Genomic DNA, 19,337 nt, shown 5'->3' on the forward strand with positions numbered 1-19,337 from the left:
TAAAAAACTAATAGCCAAGGTATTTCTTAGCAACAAACCAAACTCTGCATGAGTAAATAGCCTTATAAAATGCTCAAAGCCTACCCATGGACTTTTTAGTATTCCCAAAAACGGTGAATAATCTTGAAAAGCAATTACTAATCCATACATAGGGTAATATTTAAAAACTATAAAGAATAGAATTCCTGGTAAAGCTAAAAGGTATAAAAATCTATCTCTTCTAATAGCAGATAATACTTTTTTCATTTTCATTTTGCTCTTTCGTGGCTGTTTACTATTAATAATCTTATTTGATGAAGTGAGTTGTTTAGTCTTCATACTTATCCCCCTTTTATTAAATTCTTTCTAACATCCTTATTATACTTTTTAAAATAACATTCTGTATATAACACTCTTTTGCTCAAGGAACCCAATCATAGTAACGGTTTACATCCACTTTTTAAATTGGTGCAAAAGAGTTTCATCTTATAACAAGATAAAAATTACATATCTAATATCACAAAATCATCTTAATATTAGTGACTTTTAATTTTTCAATATATATCTGTAATCGAATAACAGATATATATTGAAGCACTTTGTAAACTGATGTATACTAAAAATATAAAACACACAATTAAGTCCATTTATTGTGAGGAGGATCTTCTGGTGAAACATACTATTGCTAAATTTAACAACAAATTAAAACATACAATTACGAGCAAATTTTTTCGTAATTATTTAATATTATTTATAGTGGTTTCTATATTTCCTCTATTTATAGTATCTACTAGCACCTATTATATAGGAATTGCTCAAATTGAAAAGGAGGTAAACAAAACCCACAAACTTCAGCTCGATCATGTTTTTCAAAACATGGATAAGCAGCTAAATCAGTTAGAAAGTAATTTCAACCGCTGGTCCTTTTATGATGCTTTTAATGATGAATTTAAAAAAACAAACTTAAGTTTGAATTTCCCTGTTACACAATCACTGTACAATCTGTTTGATCTTTTAAAAAGTTTTTCACCTCTAATAGAAAATGTGACATTATATTTAGATAATCAACAAGCATTATTAAGTAACAAAGGAATATATTATCTTGATGGAAATTCAAACCAAAAATATTATAATGATCTTCTTAAGAATACCTCAACTATTTTCTGGACTAATAACCTTTCAGCCATTAAAGATAATAATGAGATTGCTATGTCACTTGTTCAAAAGATACCAGGTGGTACCTCACAGCCATATGGTTTTTTTTATGTGACGTTAAACCAAGACCATATAAAAACCATGGTTGAAGAATTAAATCCTGATAAGCAAGGTGCAGCTTTTATTTTAAATTCAACTGGTAAATGGCTAACTAATGAAAATGATATTAATAAGCTCACGAATAGTTTGGATGAATCCCTTAGGTCAGAAGTTATAAAAATTGATGATGGCTCTGGTTCTTTTGCCTTCAGCTTTAAAAACAAGAAATATGCCGTAACATATGGAACTTTTGATAGAACTGGGTGGAAATTTGTTGTTGCCACTCCTCTGTCTAAACTTACAGCACCTGCTACACTGTTATCTCGAACTATTATTTATATAAGTTTATTTGTATTAACATTGGCTCTTCTATTATCCTGGTTTGCTTCTAACCGCTTGTACAAACCTATTAAAAGACTTGTATCAATGTTTGCAGGAAAAAATGAAATGGATACTTTTAATGCAAATATGAATGAAATTAACTTTTTAGAAAACAGTTGGATAAATTTAAGTGATGAAAGGCTAGCGTTGGTAGATAAAGTAGAGAAAAGCAGCGATTCCTTAAGGGAAGGTTTTATGTTACAACTTGTGCAAGGCCACCTTTATTTTATCTCTGAAAAAGAATTGAAAGACCAAATGTCACAGTACTTCTGGGATGTAGAGGGTAAATATTTTTCTCTTCTTCTAGTTAGCGTGGAAATTAATAAGCAACCTAAAAGTAAATTTGCGTTTGGTGATGAACACCTACTAACCTTTGCAGTAGCTAACATTTTGAAAGATTTGTGCCGTGACAAGTGGGGACAGTCAGTAATTGTAAATTTTCATAACCTTACAGTTGCTGTGATTTTGCCCTCTACTTCAACTGATGATGTCTCTATTGTAAAAAGTAAATCCATAAATTTATCTAACATTATAGTGACCTCACTCACTAAATTCCTACAAGTTAATGTATTTGTAGGAATTGGAAAAACAGTATCTACCCTAAAAGAGATTAGTACATCATTAGATGAAACATTGAAAGGGCTACGTTACCCTAATCTTGATAAACAAGACCAAGTAATAATTATGGATAATTTGATACCACAGGGTAATTATCAATCCAACTATCCATTCTCTATCGAAAATAGCATATTACAATCCATTGGAATGGGTATGAAAAATGAAACTCTTGAATTTATTAAGGATTTTATGATAAAACTAAAATCCAATATGGATGAAGAATTTTTGTTTCGCCAAGGAATGTTACAACTTCTAGGAAGGATATTAGAGACCTTTTTAAAATCAGGGTTAAATATGAAATCTATATACAAAGGCTCCAACCTATATGAGCAACTATCTAATTTAAATAATTCAGATGAAATACTAAACTGGTTTGATAAAACGCTTATATCCCCCTATTCCCAGGAAATTGACAAAACTAAAGAAAACCATATTGAACATTTAATTGAAAATGTGTTAGAGACAATAAATTGTGAATATAGGCAGCCTATTTCTTTGGATTTCTGTGCAAATTCACAAGGCGTAACATCATACACTTTAAGCAAGATGTTTAAGAAATTCACTGGTGTTAATTTCATTGATTATCTTACACAAGTACGAATGAAACATGCAAAGGACCTTCTTTCGAAAAACAATCTTAAAGTTAGCGATATTGCTGAGAAGGTTGGCTATCAACCTGGATATTTTGTGAGAACATTTAAGAAACTTGAAGGCATGACACCTGGACAATATCAAGAGTTACATTCGAAGGAAAAGTAATATGCAAAAAAATACAAGCTAAGCATTACTAGTTAATGCTTAGCTTGTATTTTTTTATAGTATCTATTCAACAATTTATAAATATGATTCATATAACTATTATGTTCCTTAATCAGTAATAAATATCCTGCTTCATCAGATTTCAAAGATTGAAATTCTGTCCAACTTGTTTCATTTGGTTCATAACCAACGGGTAGTACATGATTCCATAAAATATCACTCTGAATGCTTGTATATTTTAACGCTCAAATTTTATTGTTTTGTTATGAATCACTCATTGCCCTTGCTCTTTCTATACTCAGTTTAGACTTAGGAATCTTTCCAGTATAAAAAAGTTCAATCTCATCTGCTAGGCAATCCCACCTTTGCTCAAATTCTATAGAATTATTTGCTCTATGTGGAGTAAGTAAAACCCTATCACTATTACGCAAAGGACTATCCGCTTCAAGTGGTTCTTCCTCAAATACGTCAAGAGCAAGATAGATTTCTTTTTCATTTAGCGCATCAATCATTTCTTTTTGATTAACCATCTTACCCCTAGCAATATTTACAAAAAGAGCGTCCTTATTCATAATTTCAAATTGCTCTTTGCCAATCATATGATAAGTGCTTGAATTATAGCCTCCCGAGAGAACTATTATTTCACATTCAGCAAAAATTCGATTTAGGCTTATATTTTTAACGCATAAATTTAGTTCATCATCTTTTGAAAGATGATTTGAATGTACAAAAATATCGTTTGTAAAACATTTCAACAAATTTACTATCTCTTTTCCTATAAGCCCTAAACCAATAACCCCAACTTTGCGATCACTTAAGTTTCTACTTCTTCCATATTTGAATCTAGGCCAATCTTCTCCACTTTTCATGTAATGGCTATAATTATGAATATACATAAGTGAGCTTAATATAAGCCCAAGCGCATACTCTGCCATAGGCCTAGGCCTTGATGCTCCAGTATGTATGACAGTTAATCCTTTTTTTATTGCATATTCATCATCAATATTCTGCCTTGTTCCACCATAAGTTGTTCCAACAATTTTTAATTCTTTTGAACTATCCATAACTTGTTTGGTTATAAGCTTATGTGGTGTATATGGAACTATAATGCCTTCTTTACCAACCGCATTATCCATAACTGATTTTATATCAGTTTTCTCAATTTCAATAATATTAATATATTTTTGCATTCTCTGTTTTGATTTTTCATCTGTAATTTTACACATAAATAAAAATTCTGGTTTCATATAAACCTCCTCTTATAAGCATTTTAGACTTATTGTTATTTTAATCAGCAATCCTAGAAAAATCATTATTCTCTATCTTATAATCAACACCATTAATTGTATCCTTAACTATAATATTGTCATCATTATTAATCTGTATTGAATATCCGCATTGTTTCTCTGATGATTCTAAAGCAAAAGTGTTATTTTCTGATATTTTCATGCTAAAATCTTTAATGTTTTCAGTATCATCTATAGCTATAGCATGAACCAATAGGTGATTAGTCTTATACTCTCTACTTGTATAATTATAAATGATAGCACTTCCTTCCGCTCCTTGTCCTAGTTGGTGCGGTTGTGGATGATAACAATCATGTACATATCCCCAATCAAATGATAAATCACACTCATTCTTTTTTCCATCACTTTTAGACATAGCCAGAAATAATTTCATTGCTACATTGTTTCTTGAAAATTCATGTTTATCATTAGTAATTCTATTTGTCTTTAATTTTCCGTCTCTATTATTTAAAACGAAATGTGTTTTAACTTTTACTGGTTCACTAGCCTCAATTCTATCAATTATAAACAATATATTTGGAAATGCCGTGATCCAGGTTCTTTCCGCTTTTTTAATTGGTTCACCATAAACCTCTGCTGCATCTGATATAATAACTGAAATTCCATCAAGCTCTTTAACCAACAGTTTTTTATTCATCGGCTTTACAAGTCTGAAAATATTACTTATTACAGACTTTTGATTTAAGGTTATATTTTCATCATTTTTAGTCATCTCAAAGCTCCAAGTATTGTGGCAAACCGTTGAAGCAGCAAATGCTTGACTCTTAAGTCTATAGCAACAGTGACCAGGATCTACAAAAAAGCGTTCTTTTAAATGTGATAACATAAAGCTGTTTTGATCATTGTGCCTATGACCAGCTATATTATTAGTTACATATCCGCCTTGTACTCCGAGAACCGTCTTAGGTTCTTCCCATCTATCTCTTGAAATAATACTTCCTGTCTCAAATGAACTTGTTAATGGAAGTTTTGCATTTTCAGGAGATAGGCCTTCACAAGCCTTATCATATAATAATATACTTAAAAATTGGAAATCATTAAAGAATCCAAATGTACTACGGTCATTTGGTCCAAGTATAGCATCTTTATAAGTTACATCAAATAGCCATCTTGCAAGTCCCGCTTCCTTAGGGTACCTATTCTTCATCCGAGCTGCTATCTGTAAAAGTACATCTCCTGATGGCCTGTATATAGATGCACTGTCTCCAAAGTTGATTGTTCTTGGATAACTTTTTTCTCCCCACCCGGCTAGAGGTTTCATATACATAAAACTTGTGGCCTGCCATGGTATACACTTTGTGTAACAGCTTAAATTTAATCTATCCTCAAGTTTCGGATTATATCTAATTAGCATTTCATTTAAAAAACTTAGATTTAAGGTAGCATAGTTTGAATACTGAATGGATTCACCATAGCTGTCTTCATTATATAGTGAAGCTGCAATATGACTATACTCAATTGCTTTATCTATTGCTTCATTATCATTAAGATAAACTGATGCTGTTCCAAACCCATTTAATAAAACCATAAACCAGTTATTTATTTCATCTTTATTGGCAACTACGCTGTCAACAAATCTACGACATGGCTCTTGACATTTTACCTTTAATATCTCTTTAAAATTAATTAATTCCTCTGCTGTGAATAAATGAGGACATAAATCAATTGCCATTATCACTCCTACTCCCACATGAGTAGTTTCAAGCATTCCTACTGGAGGATTGGACTCGCCTCGAAACCATGGACCTCTCCACTCTGCAACTGGCTTATCGCATATCTCAAGTACAGCATTCCTAATCCATTTCCCTAAAGATTCTGATGGATTTATAAGCTGAACAAATGCTGCATCACTAAGTCGCTCCCATACTATATGCCACCATTCATTTGTATCTTCTGGTTGCACTATTCCAGGATATTTAGTGTTACTCATAGTACGACTTTGCATTGACTCCCATAAATCAGATACCTTATTATTCCCTTGTGATATAGATTTTTTAACCCTTTTAATATCTTCATCTTTAATTATAAAACTCACATTAAACCTCCACCTAAAATATTATTATCTGTTTTAATAGGTTATATATTCTTAATATCAGTGCCATAAACTTCAAGTTCTATTAATGCCGCAAAAATCCCTGGTTCGTCCGCTATCTTAAAATCCATTAATTTAATCCAGGTAATTCTTTTCTTATCAAACTCAATATATTGGGCGTCCCCTGTCTTTATCGTTTGTGCGTCCTTTCTCGTTCCGTCTGAAAATACTATTGTTAAAGCTTTCCAATAAGTATCATGTGGATAATCTGCCCTTAAGTATAAAGCGATTTTGTCCACTTCTACCTCTCTCCCAAAATCAACCATAATCTCTGCATCTTCTTTCTTCCCAATCCCCCAAGATTCATATGGGAAGTAGCCATGACCATTAGTAGCTGTTTGTCCATCAATTGTATTTCTAGCAGCAAAAACTCCCCTATTATGGGTTTCAATATTTGCTGTTGCATGAGGGTAATATGTGGTTTCTCCACGTTGATCCATAACATTATTTGCAAGGTTTCTATAACCGTAAATTTCCTCTTCACTAGCAATACGCATTTTAATTGTATGCTTGCTTCCCTTAAAAGTTTCTGAAGAATATGGTACAGCATCATCATCAAAAAGTATCTTGTATTCTAAAGATCTTGTAGGCAAATATATTAAGGATTTAGACATTTCATCATCTATATTAATTACAAAATATTTATTTTCAGATAAATTAGTAAAACAAATTTTATCACCTAATTTATATTCTTCTAAATGCACAAGTGAAATTTCCTCAATACCTGAAATTTTACTTATCGTGGTATTAATTTCATCTTTAACTTCTATTGATATTTCCTTAGTATTCAAAGCTGATAAATCTTTATCAGCTTTATTAAATTGAGATTCCATTTTTTTGCCTCCATTTTATAATATTAGGCCTACATCTACTATTCCCTTAAGGTAGTAAATGCAAGCCCATTTTTCATGTGAGAGAAGGGGTTAAACTCTCAAATCATCCCTTTTAATTCTTTATAATTATTGTTTATCTTAGAAATATCCACCTTTTTCAACTACTTGAGTTGGAGTGAGTCCTTCAAGAATCATATCCCTAATTTCCTTTTCATTCTCTTTTATATATTCTGCCTTTAATAAAACATCATAAGCGATTTTTCTTGGAACAACTATAACTCCATCCATATCACCAAAAAGAAGATCTCCAGGATATATAAACACATTACCTATCATTATTGGCATTTGATAACCTATCATTCTGAATCTTCCAAGCATACCATTAGATGATTTGTATTTACAAAATACTGGGAAATCCTGATCTAAAATCTCCTTAATATCTCGAGCTCCACCATCAACTACAGCTCCTCTGCAGCCTTTTCTCTTTGATGCCAAAGTCATAATTCCACCCCACTGGGTAGATTCATCATCGCCACTAGTATCCCAAACACAGATTGAATCTTCTCGTATAGCTTCTAGCATTTTTGCTCTTTGTTGCATTTCACTTTCTAAAGTGAGGTTTTTAGAACCTTTTATTGTAAAAGCAATACCTGCTACTTTCATATCATCCCTTAAAGGCATAATACTAGATGGTAATGCTTGATGTAAATAACAAAATTCTCTTAGGACATCGTTTACTGCAGCAGTAAATACCTTCTCATATCTATCACACAATTCCTTTTCTGATATAGGTAGCTCACATATAGTTAGTTTATCCCTTTGCTCTTTTAATTTATCCAAATCCATTTTTATTTACCTCCGTTTATTTATTTTTACTTGTATCTCTAATATAGTTATAATTCTACCTCAGCACGTATATTAAAACCATTAACGAATTGACGATTATTTGTGTAATCTGATTATTTTTTCTCCAAATCTACAATGCCATTTTTATAAGCCTCAACCATTGCTAGCATTAGCGGTCCAAAACTATGATGTTCATCTCTACAAGGAAGTGGTAATGTTACATATGATTTTACAGAACCTCGTTCTTCACCTTCACCTGGGCATAGACAACCTGGGCAACTAAGTTCCGTACTGAAATCCTCGTTAATGCTTATATTATTAAGACCATTAAGACCTTTTATAAAATACGGCATGTAAGTTTCCTTATCTAAAATACCAGTTCGAACACCTACGCCATAACCATAAATAATAATTGCACTACCCGAAGTTTCTTCATAAGAATATTCAAAAGGTATCTCTTGTCGCCAAAGTCCCCTTTTTGATTGATATGGTAAAAAAGCTGTAGATAAAGCTTTAAAATATCTTTCTGCTTTTCCCCTATGAACAGAATCCTTTGGAAGATACTGTACAAGTTCAATAAGACCTATATAACCCCACCCATTTCCACGCGACCAATGATCCTGTGAGTATATGCCAGGACCCATAAAGTTTTTACATTGATGTAATAAACCATTAGATTGATCTAAAAATTCTTCATACATTAGAAATGCTTGTTTTGCTGCTTCATCAATATATGTTTGCTCCTTTAATGCAATACCTGCAAATAGTAAGTATGGAGTTATGGCCGCTGCTACATCAATCCAGATAAGTCCTGCTTTTGGATTACTTGGAAGGCACATTATACCTTTGCTATCCCTTGGTGCTTTCATGATTTCATCTGCATATTCTCTAATCTCTTCCTTTACCTCTGGCATAAAACCTAGCATGAATGCATATGCTTTTGCTATTCCACCAATTTTATAACTAGGAAAATTATATTGTGGGTGGTCTATTGCCCCTGGAAAATCAGATAAAATATTCTTAACTTTATCAATTAGTTCACCTTCTTCTGATGTTTCTGCTGTTTTTACGAGTCCGTATATTGCTAGTAGTCCATAATAATGTTTAACTATTTCCTTAGATTCATAATGTTCATAAAGTTTTTGAGAAATCTTTAAAGGATTCATACTTAATAACCTCCTAACTCTATTTCAATTACTTTTTATAAGTAACCTTTATCTCATTTTATTTTACTGAAAAAGATTACTTAAACCCATATATAAAACGACTTTTTTTTGTACAATATGCTTATACTCTACTAATTAATAACTAAGTTAAATTCTGTTTCAATAGTATTTTCACAATCAAGACCAATAAAGACCTTGAACTTCCCTGGTTCAATAATCCAGTCTATTTCTTGATTGTAGAAACCTAATTCAGCATTGCCTAATACAAATTCTACTGTAACTGATTCTCCATAAGGTATTTGCACTCTTTTGAATCCTTTTAATTCAATAGCAGGCCTTAAAAGAGATGCTACACAATCCTGAATATAACATTGCAACACAGCTTCACCAGATTTTTCACCTGTATTTGTTACAAGAATTGAAGCTTTAGCTGATTCACCAATTTTAATAGAATTACTTTGTATTCTTATATTGGAAAGTTTAAAACTAGTGTATGTCAGTCCATATCCAAAATTAAATAAAGGTTTTTCTGTAATATCAATATATTTTAATTGACAAGCTCTAGCTTTTCTTTGTTGTATACTATTATAGTAAAGTGGTATTTGACCTTCTGAGCGAGGAAAAGTCACTGGAAGTCGGCCTCCAGGCTCAACCTCTCCTGTAAGAATTCTAGCTATAGCTTCTCCTCCTCCAGTTCCTGGGTGGAATACATAAAGGATTGAGGATACATATGGTAAAACTCTTGTAAGATTTAAAGGTCTACCTGCTACAATTACAAGAATTACTTTCTTACCAAGGTTGCTAAATGAAATTATTTGTTCTTCCTGTCCATCAGGTAGGTTTAAGTGAGCAATACTATTTCTCTCTCCAGATCTTAATGGGCTCTCCCCACCAAGGAAAAGCACATAATCTGAGTGCTCTGAATTATTTAATACTTCATCTGTAAACCTACTTGTATTAAATTTTATATCCGTATCAGGTAACTTCTTTTTCAAAGCATCCGATATAGAATCTACACCGTCTACTATACCATCTATTACCCATGTTCCAAAAAGTTCTTTAACAGCATCAGTAAAAGGTCCTGTAACATAAAGCTTTCTTATGTCCTTTGAAAGTGGAAGTACAGAATCCTTATTTACCAAAAGTACAGCAGCTTGTCTTGCAGCATCTACAGCTGTTTCGTAAACCTCTGGTGATATTTTATAAGATGCACTAGTTAATGATGAAATAGGTCTGTTCCAAAGGTTAAGACGTAATTTAATGGCTAATATACGAAGTACAGCATCATCAATTCTTTCCTCACTTACCTTTCCTTCTTTAACCAAAGCTTCCAAGTTTTCAACAAAACAACTGGACATCATATCCATATCTATTCCTGAATTTGCAGCAATGCCAGAAGCATCTTTTCTATCTGCTGCAAACCTATAATTGGTCAAGTGGTTTGTAGTCCCGGCATCACTTACAATGAAACCATCAAGACCACATACTTTTTTAATTAGTGTTTCTAATAAATATTTGCTGGCAGATACAGGTTCTCCATTTAAATCATGATATCCTGACATAATGCTTCCTGCTCCAGCTTTTATTGCAGCAACAAAAGGAGGGAAGTAAATGTTAAGTAAAGTATTACGAGATATTTCCACTGTATTTGCATCGCGTCCACCTTCACAAGCTCCATAACCAATAAAGTGTTTTGGACATGACAAAATGCGGTCAGAGTTTCCAAGATCTTCACGATTTCTCCCCTGTAGTCCCCAAACAGATGCTTCAGCCAGCCTTGATGAAAGATAAGTATCCTCACCAAAGCCTTCAGCAATACGTCCCCACCTTGGATCTCTTGCAATATCCATCATAGGAGTGAATGTCCAATATATACCGTTATCGCTTGCTTCCTTAGCAACTATTTTGTAAGCCTTTTCAACCATTTCGGCATTAAAGCTTGCTGCCATTCCTAGTCCTATAGGAAACATAGTCCAATGTCCGTGAATAACATCCCGGCCAAAAAGAATAGGTACACCTACACCACTGTTTAGACTGGCTTCTATAAGCTTTTTATGCGCCTGTGTGGAACTTGTATCACGTTCATATGTTAAATAGGCTCCAATTTTTCCTTCTGATGCCAGTTTAAGTAATTCCTCTTCTTTTTCAATTGATGAATCAACTAGGTTCATTTGGCCTATTTTTTCAGTCAGAGTCATTTTTGCTAGTATTTTTTTTGCCTCGTTAATATAATTCAAAATATTTCCTCCTCTTGTTTAAAAGTACTAATATATATATAATAATATTTATAATTAGAAAAGTAAATTGTTGAAAAATATGATTAGTTAGGTGATTATATGATTAATATTCCTGAGTTACTTTATATCTGGTATTACAAAGCACCAAAAATCAAAAACCATACGCCAAGAATAATTCCCGAGGGACAACAAGAGGTAGAAATTTTTTTTTCCGGTAAAGGATTTTTCGAGTATGAAGATAGTTTACTCGAAGTAGTTTCTGGAACTATTTTATGGCATACTCCTGGAGATAAAACAATATATATGAATGATTTGGAACATCCCTATGAATGCATAGTTGTAGCCTTTAAGTATGAGAATATTCGTAATATGCCACGCGTTAGTCATTGGACAGATAAATCACTATTGCAACAATTTATTAGTGATATCTTAAATGAATATCATAAGGATTGCCCTGATATGACAAAACTTGCATGCTATGTCTATGGTCAATTATACTGGCAGAGTAAAGCACCTGATAATAAGATGCCTCTTCACGAAAAAAGAAGTATAGAAATTCAAAGAGTTATAAATTTTATTGAAAAGCATTTTGCTCAAAATATTAATATTGATAATTTATCCCAGGTTGCAGATATAAGTGTACCTCACTTTCATTCACTTTTTAAAAAATTCACAGGAAATACCCCTTATCACTTTATTCAGGCAAGGCGGCTTCAGGAAGCAAAAATACTTTTAGCTTCTACAAGGCTATCCGTTAAGGAAATAACCTTAAAATCAGGGTTTCATGATGTTGGAAATTTTTGCAGGGTTTTCAAACATAATAACGGAGTTACTGCTCAGGAGTATAGGTTACGTTATACTGACAAAAGATAAAAACAAAAGAGGAAAGGTGAGCATTATATTTTAATGCTAATCTTGTCCTCTTTTCCCTCCACACGTTTCCTATCTGGAATATGCAAACCCATATAAAGCATTTAATAACTCTTCTTATAATAAAATTTTCACAACTGCCTTTTTAACAAATTGTTGTTGAGAGACTTTAATTCCAGGCATATGAGCATCCTCTGGAGCAAATAAAAGAAATGTGCCTTCATTAGCTATTAAATAATTCCCCTCACCCTCTAAGAACAGAATATCTTTTTCTTGGTTATATTCACTCTTCATTTTCATTTCATTAATAGGCGCGTATCCTAGCTTCTCTTTCCCCAAAATTATGAATTGAATATCTAAATATTTTCTGTGTGCTTCCCATTTACCTTGTTCATTATTTTTTGTTTCATACTCTGCCACGCTTACATAAATATTTTTTCCATCGATTTCATATTTACCTACTTCGAGTTTTGATAAATCTGTATTCTCAAGATATTTCAGAGCTTTTTCTATCCTTTTTGATAGACCATAATATTGTTTAGCATTACTTAATTTATCAATTATCATTTATTATTCCTCCATTTTCTTTTAACCTTTAATATCAGTGGCATAAATTATTCTTAAATGTTTATCTCTGTAGCTACATCATAAAATTCTGATTCCATAACTGCATTTTCATAAATAGTTACAAATGAACATTCAGTAAGGCAAAGTGTTGCATGCCAAACTTTTTTATTAATACATACTGCCCGATCAATCAAAAATATTTCCCATATTTCTGGTTCTTCATAAGCTGCAACACATAGCAGCGTCACGCCAGAAATGGGTTGAAAACACTCCATAGAGTTTGGGTGACAGGCGAGTCTTTTTATATTCTTTTCAATTACTTTGCTCACCGCAATTCTAAAACCAACAAGATTGAGTTCGCTTAATACAACTTGAAAATTATTCGGATTCTCCTTATCAAATCCAATTAATTTACCATATCTTTTAAAATTATCAGGATTAATATTATTAACTTTTTGCATAATAATCACTCCCTATTATTCCACTAGAATCCATTTTAAAAAAACATAGGTATAATCATTTGATTATACCTACACCAATTTTATATTAGAAGTATCCACCTTTTTCAACTACTTGAGTTGGTGTGAGCCCTTCAAGAATCATATCCCTAATTTCCTTTTCATTTTCTTTTATATATTCTGCCTTTATTAAAACATCATAAGCGATTTTTCTTGGTACAACTATAACTCCATCCATATCCCCAAATATAATATCTCCAGGATATATAAATACATTCCCTATCATTATTGGCATCTGATAACCTATCATTCTAAATCTTCCAAGCATACCATTAGATGATTTAAATTTGCAAAACACAGGAAAATCTTGATCTAAAATTTCTTTAACATCACGAGCTCCACCATCAACTACAGCTCCTCTACACCCTCTTCTCTTTGATGCCATGGTCATGATTCCACCCCATTGAGTAGTTTCCTCATCTCCACTAGTATCCCAGACGCAAACTGAATCTTCACGGATTGCTTCTAGCATTTTCGCTCTTTGTTGCATTTCATTTTCTAACGTAAGGTTTTTAGAACCTTTTATTGTGAAAGCAATGCCTGCTACTCTCATATCTTCCCTTAATGCCATAATACTTGGTGGTAATGCTTGTTGTAAATAACAAAATTCTCTTAGGACGTCGTTTACTGCTGCAGTAAACACCTTCTCGTATCTATCACATAATTCTTTTTCTGATATTGGTAGCTCACATATAGTTAGCTTGTCCCTTTGTTCCTTTAATTTATCTAAATCCATTTTTATTACCTCCGATTATTTATTTTAATAAACTCATTATTTTAATGTCTTATAGCGACTACCATAAACCCTGTCCCTTTAGACAATATAACCTATATTCTTAGTTTCTTTTTAAATCTACTATACCATTTTTATAAGCCTCAACCAGTGGCAACATGATCAATCCAAAACTGTGGTGTTCATCTGTATATGGAAGTTTTAACGTAACATACGCTTTTATAGTACCTTTTTCCTCATCTTCACCTGGGCAAAGGCACTCAGGGCAACCTAGTTCTGTACTAAAGTCTTCATTAATAGTTAAATCATTAAGTCCATTAATTCCTTTTATGAAAGATGGCATGTAAGTTTCCTTGTCTAAAATGCCCATTCGGATACCTACTCCGTAACCATATAGAATAAGTCCAGAACCAGAGGCCTCCTCGTAGGAGTATTCAAAGGGTATTTCCTGGCGCCAAAGTCCTCTACTAGATTGATATGGTAACATAGCCTTAGATAAATCTTTGAAATATCTTTCTGCTTTTTCTCTATGAATAGAATCCTTTGGAAGATACTGAACCAATTCAGCTAGTCCCAAAAATCCCCATCCATTTCCACGTGACCAATGATCTTCTGAGTATTTACCAGGGCCTACAAAGTTTTTACATTGGTGGAGCAAACCATTATCAGTATCCAAAAATTCTTCATAGATTAAAAATGTTTGTTTTGCAGCTTCATCAATATAGGATTGCTCCTTTAAGGCTGTACCTGCAAATAGTAAATATGGTGTTACGGCCATAGCTATATCAACCCATATGAGTTCTTCTTTTGGTTTATATGGATTGCACATTATACCCTTACTGTCCCTTGTTGCTTTCATCATTTCATCTGCATATTCCCTAACCTGCTCCTTAGCCTCAGGGATAAAACCTTTCATAAATGCATATGCTTTTGCTATTCCACCGATTTTATAGTTAGGAAAATTATATCGTGGATGCTCCATTTTATCTGGAAAATTAGATAGAATTTTTTTAAACTTTTCAGTTAATTCACTATCCTCTGATACCTCTGCCGTTTGTACTAGTCCATATATTGCTAGTAGTCCATAATAATTCATAATTGTTTCTTTAGATTCATAATGTTCATAAATCTTTTGAGAAATTTTTAAAGTATTCATACCAATAACCTCCATTTAATTTTTTTTAGTTTAGAATATATAGTTAACATTTTTGTTATTACAATACAGAACTTTATCGTCTCCAAATGTAAAGGTTTCTATAGCATTGCCTTCACAAATAACTAACTTTGAATCTTCAAAGTGAATTTTAGGTTTTTCTTCTCCTTTATCTAAAGGATAGATAACATAAATATATTCCATAAATAAGATGTCTTTATCCTTAGGTATAAGATTAAGCCTCTTAACTGTACCCAGCTTACCTTCGACTTTTTGATTAGGATAAATATGGTATGCTGTATGCAATCTCCCATCTTCTTCTTCAAAATTAATAGACTCATTTACAAAGAAATTCATGTAAAGGTCTGCCTTAGGTCTTCTAGCAATAACTTCATTTTTGTTAATTTCTAAATCAAGCATTCCATCTCGATTATTAAAATTGAATCCGCTTATTATTGTCCCCTCATCATCAGCCTTACGAACCCGATCTCTAACTACAAAATATCGATTATCAACAAACCAGATTTGACGAGTAAATTCCTTTAAATATGGTGCGTACGAGCGGTGTGCATCACTTGATATATAGCTAATATCCTCATTCATGTTTTTACCAACAATTTGAGCTTGATTGTTATAGGATATATGTTGAACCACTTCATCATGAAGCATACCTTTTTCTGCAAAGGTTAAGTTCTGGTTTTTATTGTCAATAGTTATAGTATTATGACTAGTGGTTTCACGATCATAATTATCATGAATTTCACCTCTATAGCAAGAATGACCTGGATCTACTATAAAATATTCACCTTTTGCAAAAATACTAAAGCTATTTTTATCAAAATGTTCATGGGACCTTGACCTACCGCCTCCACCACTTTGAAGTTGTAAAACGATGTCTTGGTCTCCACCACTTAATCCACTCCAATTGTCACGGAAAAATACAGATCCTGTATCATGGAAAACTCGACACTTAGGAAGTCCAAAAGATTCAGGACTCATTTTCAAGTTACTCTCGTCATATAATGCAAATAATAAACTGTTACATTCATGCCAAACATAATGAAGGGAATCTTTAGGTTTCGCTAAATCAGTAAGTAAATAGTGATCCATATACCATTGTGCTAATGGATTTTTATAATAATTTGCAAACAGCAATGTTTCTGGTGCTTCCATTTGAAACTGCATTGGACAATCATAGGTATTGACTGCTATTGCAACTTTTTTGTCATAATCAGGTTCCTTATACTGACCCACTTGATGATATAGTGCCCACTCAAAAGTTCTTGAAAGCCAAGGTGCATGTTCAAGTGCTTCATTACGTACTTGCTTTAATGACCATATAGCTAAGAATAGGCAATTTACGGGGTAAGCCCAGTAATGGTAAGCTTCGCCATAACTTCCATCTGATTCTATTTTAAGCATCCAAAGATTAAGTCCATGTTTGGCTAATTGAAGATCTTCCTCAACATCCATATCATCTTCTAGGACTAATAAACTCATTAACATTGCCGTACTTATAACGCACAAATGGTTCATTACCCATTTCTCCGATTGAAACATTGTTGAGTTTTTAAGCAGTGGAAGTGCCATATGCTTAAGTAAGTTCTTAATTCGTTGCCTATAAGTCTCGTCTAATAATCCATATGTCCAATCATAAACTGCTACAAGACCCATGGTTAGTTGTGCAGTTTCAAGTTCTCCTGCAAATAATGTTTGTCCATGATAGTTAAGGGTTCTTGGCCTATTGGGGTATTCTGGACCTTGCCAAAAATTTCTATCTTGTTTATCTAAGAAGTCAATATAGTCTTTAACCCCATTAATATACTTTTCTTCTCCAGTAAGTAAAGCTATCATTGCTAAATCCATAGCACGGTTTCTTGCAAAATACCAATACCCAAAGGTATCATCTTCAAAAACTAAACTTTTGTGTTCAAGAATTTTATCTGCTGTTAATTTCATCGCCTTATATACGCGAGTAAACTTAGGATTTATGACTCTATCACGTATATTTTCAATTTCTTCTTCTTTAAAAAACAGTCCTTTTGCTAACTTTTTCATTAAGCACCCTCCCCCTTCTAAGTATTAACAACGTTCATTGTAATTCGTCTAAATTACTAAATTTCACATAAATTAACTTTCTTAATGTAGAACTTTTTTAACTTCTTTATTTACCAACTGCTAAAAGATTTGGTAAAAAAGTTGATATCTCTGGAACATACGTTATAACTAAGAGAACTGAAAACATGACTATATAAAAAGGAATCATCGCTTTTGTTAGTCTTCCAACCTTAATACCTGATATAGCCGACCCAATATATAATACGCCACCTACTGGAGGTGTCAAAAGTCCCATACCAAGATTTAATATAAGTACTACTCCAAAGTGAACTAAACTAATATTCATTGTTGTAAGCACTGGAACTAAAATAGGTGTTAAAATAAGTATAATGGAACTCATACTCATAAACATACCAAGTAATAGAAGTACAATGTTTAACAAAAATAGAAGAACAAATTTATTGCTTGTTAGGGCCAATAATCCACTTGCAATCATTTTTGGTATTCCTAAAAATGTAACAACCCAACCAAATGAATAAGCAACCGAAATTAAAATCATAATAATGGATAGGGTCTTAACCGTTCTTGTTGCTATTTTATAGTATTCTTTTATGGTTATATCTTTATAAATCCAAACTGATACAATAAATGACCAAAGCACAGCAATTGCCGCTGATTCTGTAGCTGTCATAACGCCACCACTTACACCAACTACAATTATAACAATTGTCATAAGTCCAAACATGGCTGTCCAACCAGTTTTTAAAGCTCTCTTAATACTAAACTTATCACTTTTGGGATATTTTCGGGTGCGAGCAATTATATAGCTATAGACCATCAGTGCCAGTCCAAGAAAGACACCAGGCACGAGTCCAGCAAGAAACAATGCGCCTATTGATACCCCCCCCGCTGTAACCGCATAAATAACCATATTGTGACTTGGCGGTATTAACATACCTTGTATTGAGCTAGCCATTGTAAGACACGTTGAAAAGTCTTTGTCATAACCTTGGTCTGTCATCATTTTAATCTCAATTGGTCCAAGTGATGCGGTATCCGCAGCTGCTGATCCTGAAATACCACCAAAGAACATAGATGCCAAAACATTGACCATTCCAGCCCCACCATGAACCCAACCAACTAAGGCTGAAGCAAAATCTATTAAACGAGCAGAAATTCCACCTCCACTCATAATTTCACCTGCTAGGATGAAAAAGGGAACAGCCATAAACGTAAATACATTAGTTCCCGAAATCATACCTTGGAAAACAACCGAAATAGGAAGATTTAAATATAGCATAGTAATAATAGTTGCCCCACCCATAGCTATTCCGATACCCACTCTTAAAATCATAAGTATCAAAAATGCTGCAATAAGTATGATAATTCCAATTACTTCAGCTGACATTATGCTCCACCCCCATCTTCTCAATTATTAACCCTACGCTCGCTATTGCCATAAACACACCTGCAACTGGAATTGCTAGATATAGAAATCCCTCTGATATTCTAAATGTTGGCATACTAGTTGCAGCTGTAAGTTGTACTAGTTCAATGCCATAGAAAATCATATAAACGGAAAAGATAATATTTGCTACTGCTGCAAAGTACTGAAAATATTTAATTTTATCTGGAGAAACTAACGCATCCATAATTTCCATCTTAATATGTGAATCATCTCTAATGGAAAGCGAAATGCTCAGCAGTGAAAACCACACCATACAAAATAAAGCGAATTCTTCTGTTCCCTTTGGCACATGATTAAAGAAATATCTCCCTACAACCATGCTGATAATTGAAATCACTTGCAATGTTAAAAATACAACACATGAAAAATTGACGATTGAATCTATATGATCCATTAATTTAATTATTAGTGCTTTTTTATTATTCTCTTGCACAAGCTTAACCCCCTTATAAAAATTTTAACCAAAGAGTACCTACACTTATTGTAACCTAGCATTAG

Annotated in this window: 15 protein-coding genes and 1 pseudogene; 2 read left to right on the forward strand and 14 right to left on the reverse strand. The window is 32.9% G+C overall.

Annotated elements, in window-relative coordinates; genetic code table 11:
- A pseudogene (locus KPL55_RS20215) lies at positions 1 to 318 on the reverse strand (sugar ABC transporter permease); the annotation flags it as partial.
- Between the two features lie 330 nt (positions 319 to 648).
- Between KPL55_RS20215 and KPL55_RS20220 the strand changes: the two are divergent.
- A complete protein-coding gene (locus KPL55_RS20220; RefSeq protein WP_216308563.1) occupies positions 649 to 2,991 on the forward strand; it encodes an AraC family transcriptional regulator in 2,343 nt (780 codons plus the stop codon).
- A 263-nt stretch (positions 2,992 to 3,254) separates the two neighbouring features.
- Here the strand turns inward: KPL55_RS20220 and KPL55_RS20225 are convergent, their stop codons facing one another.
- From KPL55_RS20225 to KPL55_RS20250, 6 genes are all read right to left on the reverse strand, one after another.
- Positions 3,255 to 4,238, reverse strand: coding sequence for an NAD(P)-dependent oxidoreductase (locus KPL55_RS20225; RefSeq protein ID WP_216308564.1), 984 nt, complete (start codon positions 4,236 to 4,238; stop codon positions 3,255 to 3,257).
- A 40-nt stretch (positions 4,239 to 4,278) separates the two neighbouring features.
- Positions 4,279 to 6,333, reverse strand: a complete 2,055-nt coding sequence (locus tag KPL55_RS26620; protein ID WP_216308565.1) for a heparinase II/III domain-containing protein — start codon at positions 6,331 to 6,333, stop codon at positions 4,279 to 4,281.
- Between the two features lie 41 nt (positions 6,334 to 6,374).
- Positions 6,375 to 7,223 carry a carbohydrate-binding protein gene (locus KPL55_RS20235; RefSeq protein ID WP_216308566.1) on the reverse strand — a complete coding sequence of 283 codons (849 nt, stop codon included), beginning with the start codon at positions 7,221 to 7,223 and terminating at the stop codon, positions 6,375 to 6,377.
- Positions 7,224 to 7,361: 138 nt separating this feature from the next.
- Complete coding sequence (locus tag KPL55_RS20240) at positions 7,362 to 8,069, reverse strand: RraA family protein (protein ID WP_216308567.1); 708 nt, start codon at positions 8,067 to 8,069, stop codon at positions 7,362 to 7,364.
- Between the two features lie 113 nt (positions 8,070 to 8,182).
- A complete protein-coding gene (locus KPL55_RS20245; RefSeq protein ID WP_216308568.1) occupies positions 8,183 to 9,235 on the reverse strand; it encodes a glycoside hydrolase family 88 protein in 1,053 nt (350 codons plus the stop codon).
- Between the two features lie 131 nt (positions 9,236 to 9,366).
- Entirely contained in the window at positions 9,367 to 11,472 is a 2,106-nt protein-coding gene (locus KPL55_RS20250; protein ID WP_216308569.1) for a glycoside hydrolase family 3 N-terminal domain-containing protein, read from the reverse strand.
- Positions 11,473 to 11,571: 99 nt separating this feature from the next.
- Between KPL55_RS20250 and KPL55_RS20255 the strand changes: the two genes are divergently transcribed.
- Positions 11,572 to 12,345, forward strand: coding sequence for a helix-turn-helix domain-containing protein (locus tag KPL55_RS20255; RefSeq protein WP_216308570.1), 774 nt, complete (start codon positions 11,572 to 11,574; stop codon positions 12,343 to 12,345).
- Positions 12,346 to 12,459: 114 nt separating this feature from the next.
- Here the strand turns inward: KPL55_RS20255 and KPL55_RS20260 are convergent, their stop codons facing one another.
- The 7 genes from KPL55_RS20260 to KPL55_RS20290 all read right to left on the reverse strand — a co-directional run bounded on the left by KPL55_RS20260 (position 12,460) and on the right by KPL55_RS20290 (position 19,272).
- The gene (locus tag KPL55_RS20260) at positions 12,460 to 12,909 is read right to left on the reverse strand and encodes a NanQ anomerase/TabA/YiaL family protein (RefSeq protein WP_216308571.1); all 450 of its coding nucleotides are present in this window, start codon (positions 12,907 to 12,909) and stop codon (positions 12,460 to 12,462) included.
- A 53-nt stretch (positions 12,910 to 12,962) separates the two neighbouring features.
- On the reverse strand, positions 12,963 to 13,370 hold the full coding sequence (locus KPL55_RS20265; RefSeq protein WP_216308572.1) for an ureidoglycolate lyase: 408 nt from the start codon (positions 13,368 to 13,370) through the stop codon (positions 12,963 to 12,965).
- An 85-nt stretch (positions 13,371 to 13,455) separates the two neighbouring features.
- A complete protein-coding gene (locus KPL55_RS20270) occupies positions 13,456 to 14,163 on the reverse strand; it encodes an RraA family protein (protein ID WP_216308573.1) in 708 nt (235 codons plus the stop codon).
- 100 nt (positions 14,164 to 14,263) lie between these two features.
- Entirely contained in the window at positions 14,264 to 15,316 is a 1,053-nt protein-coding gene (locus KPL55_RS20275) for a glycoside hydrolase family 88 protein (RefSeq protein ID WP_216308574.1), read from the reverse strand.
- 30 nt (positions 15,317 to 15,346) lie between these two features.
- Positions 15,347 to 17,371, reverse strand: coding sequence for a heparinase II/III family protein (locus KPL55_RS20280; protein WP_216308575.1), 2,025 nt, complete (start codon positions 17,369 to 17,371; stop codon positions 15,347 to 15,349).
- A gap of 106 nt (positions 17,372 to 17,477) precedes the next feature.
- Positions 17,478 to 18,779, reverse strand: a complete 1,302-nt coding sequence (locus tag KPL55_RS20285; RefSeq protein ID WP_216308576.1) for a TRAP transporter large permease — start codon at positions 18,777 to 18,779, stop codon at positions 17,478 to 17,480.
- Positions 18,769 to 19,272, reverse strand: a complete 504-nt coding sequence (locus KPL55_RS20290; RefSeq protein ID WP_216308577.1) for a TRAP transporter small permease — start codon at positions 19,270 to 19,272, stop codon at positions 18,769 to 18,771. Before KPL55_RS20290 ends, KPL55_RS20285 begins: the two co-directional genes overlap by 11 nt.
- Between the last annotated feature and the right edge of the window lie 65 nt (positions 19,273 to 19,337).

The organism is Clostridium lacusfryxellense (assembly GCF_018861735.1).
GTDB classification, from domain to species: Bacteria; Bacillota; Clostridia; order Clostridiales; family Clostridiaceae; genus Clostridium_AD; species Clostridium_AD lacusfryxellense.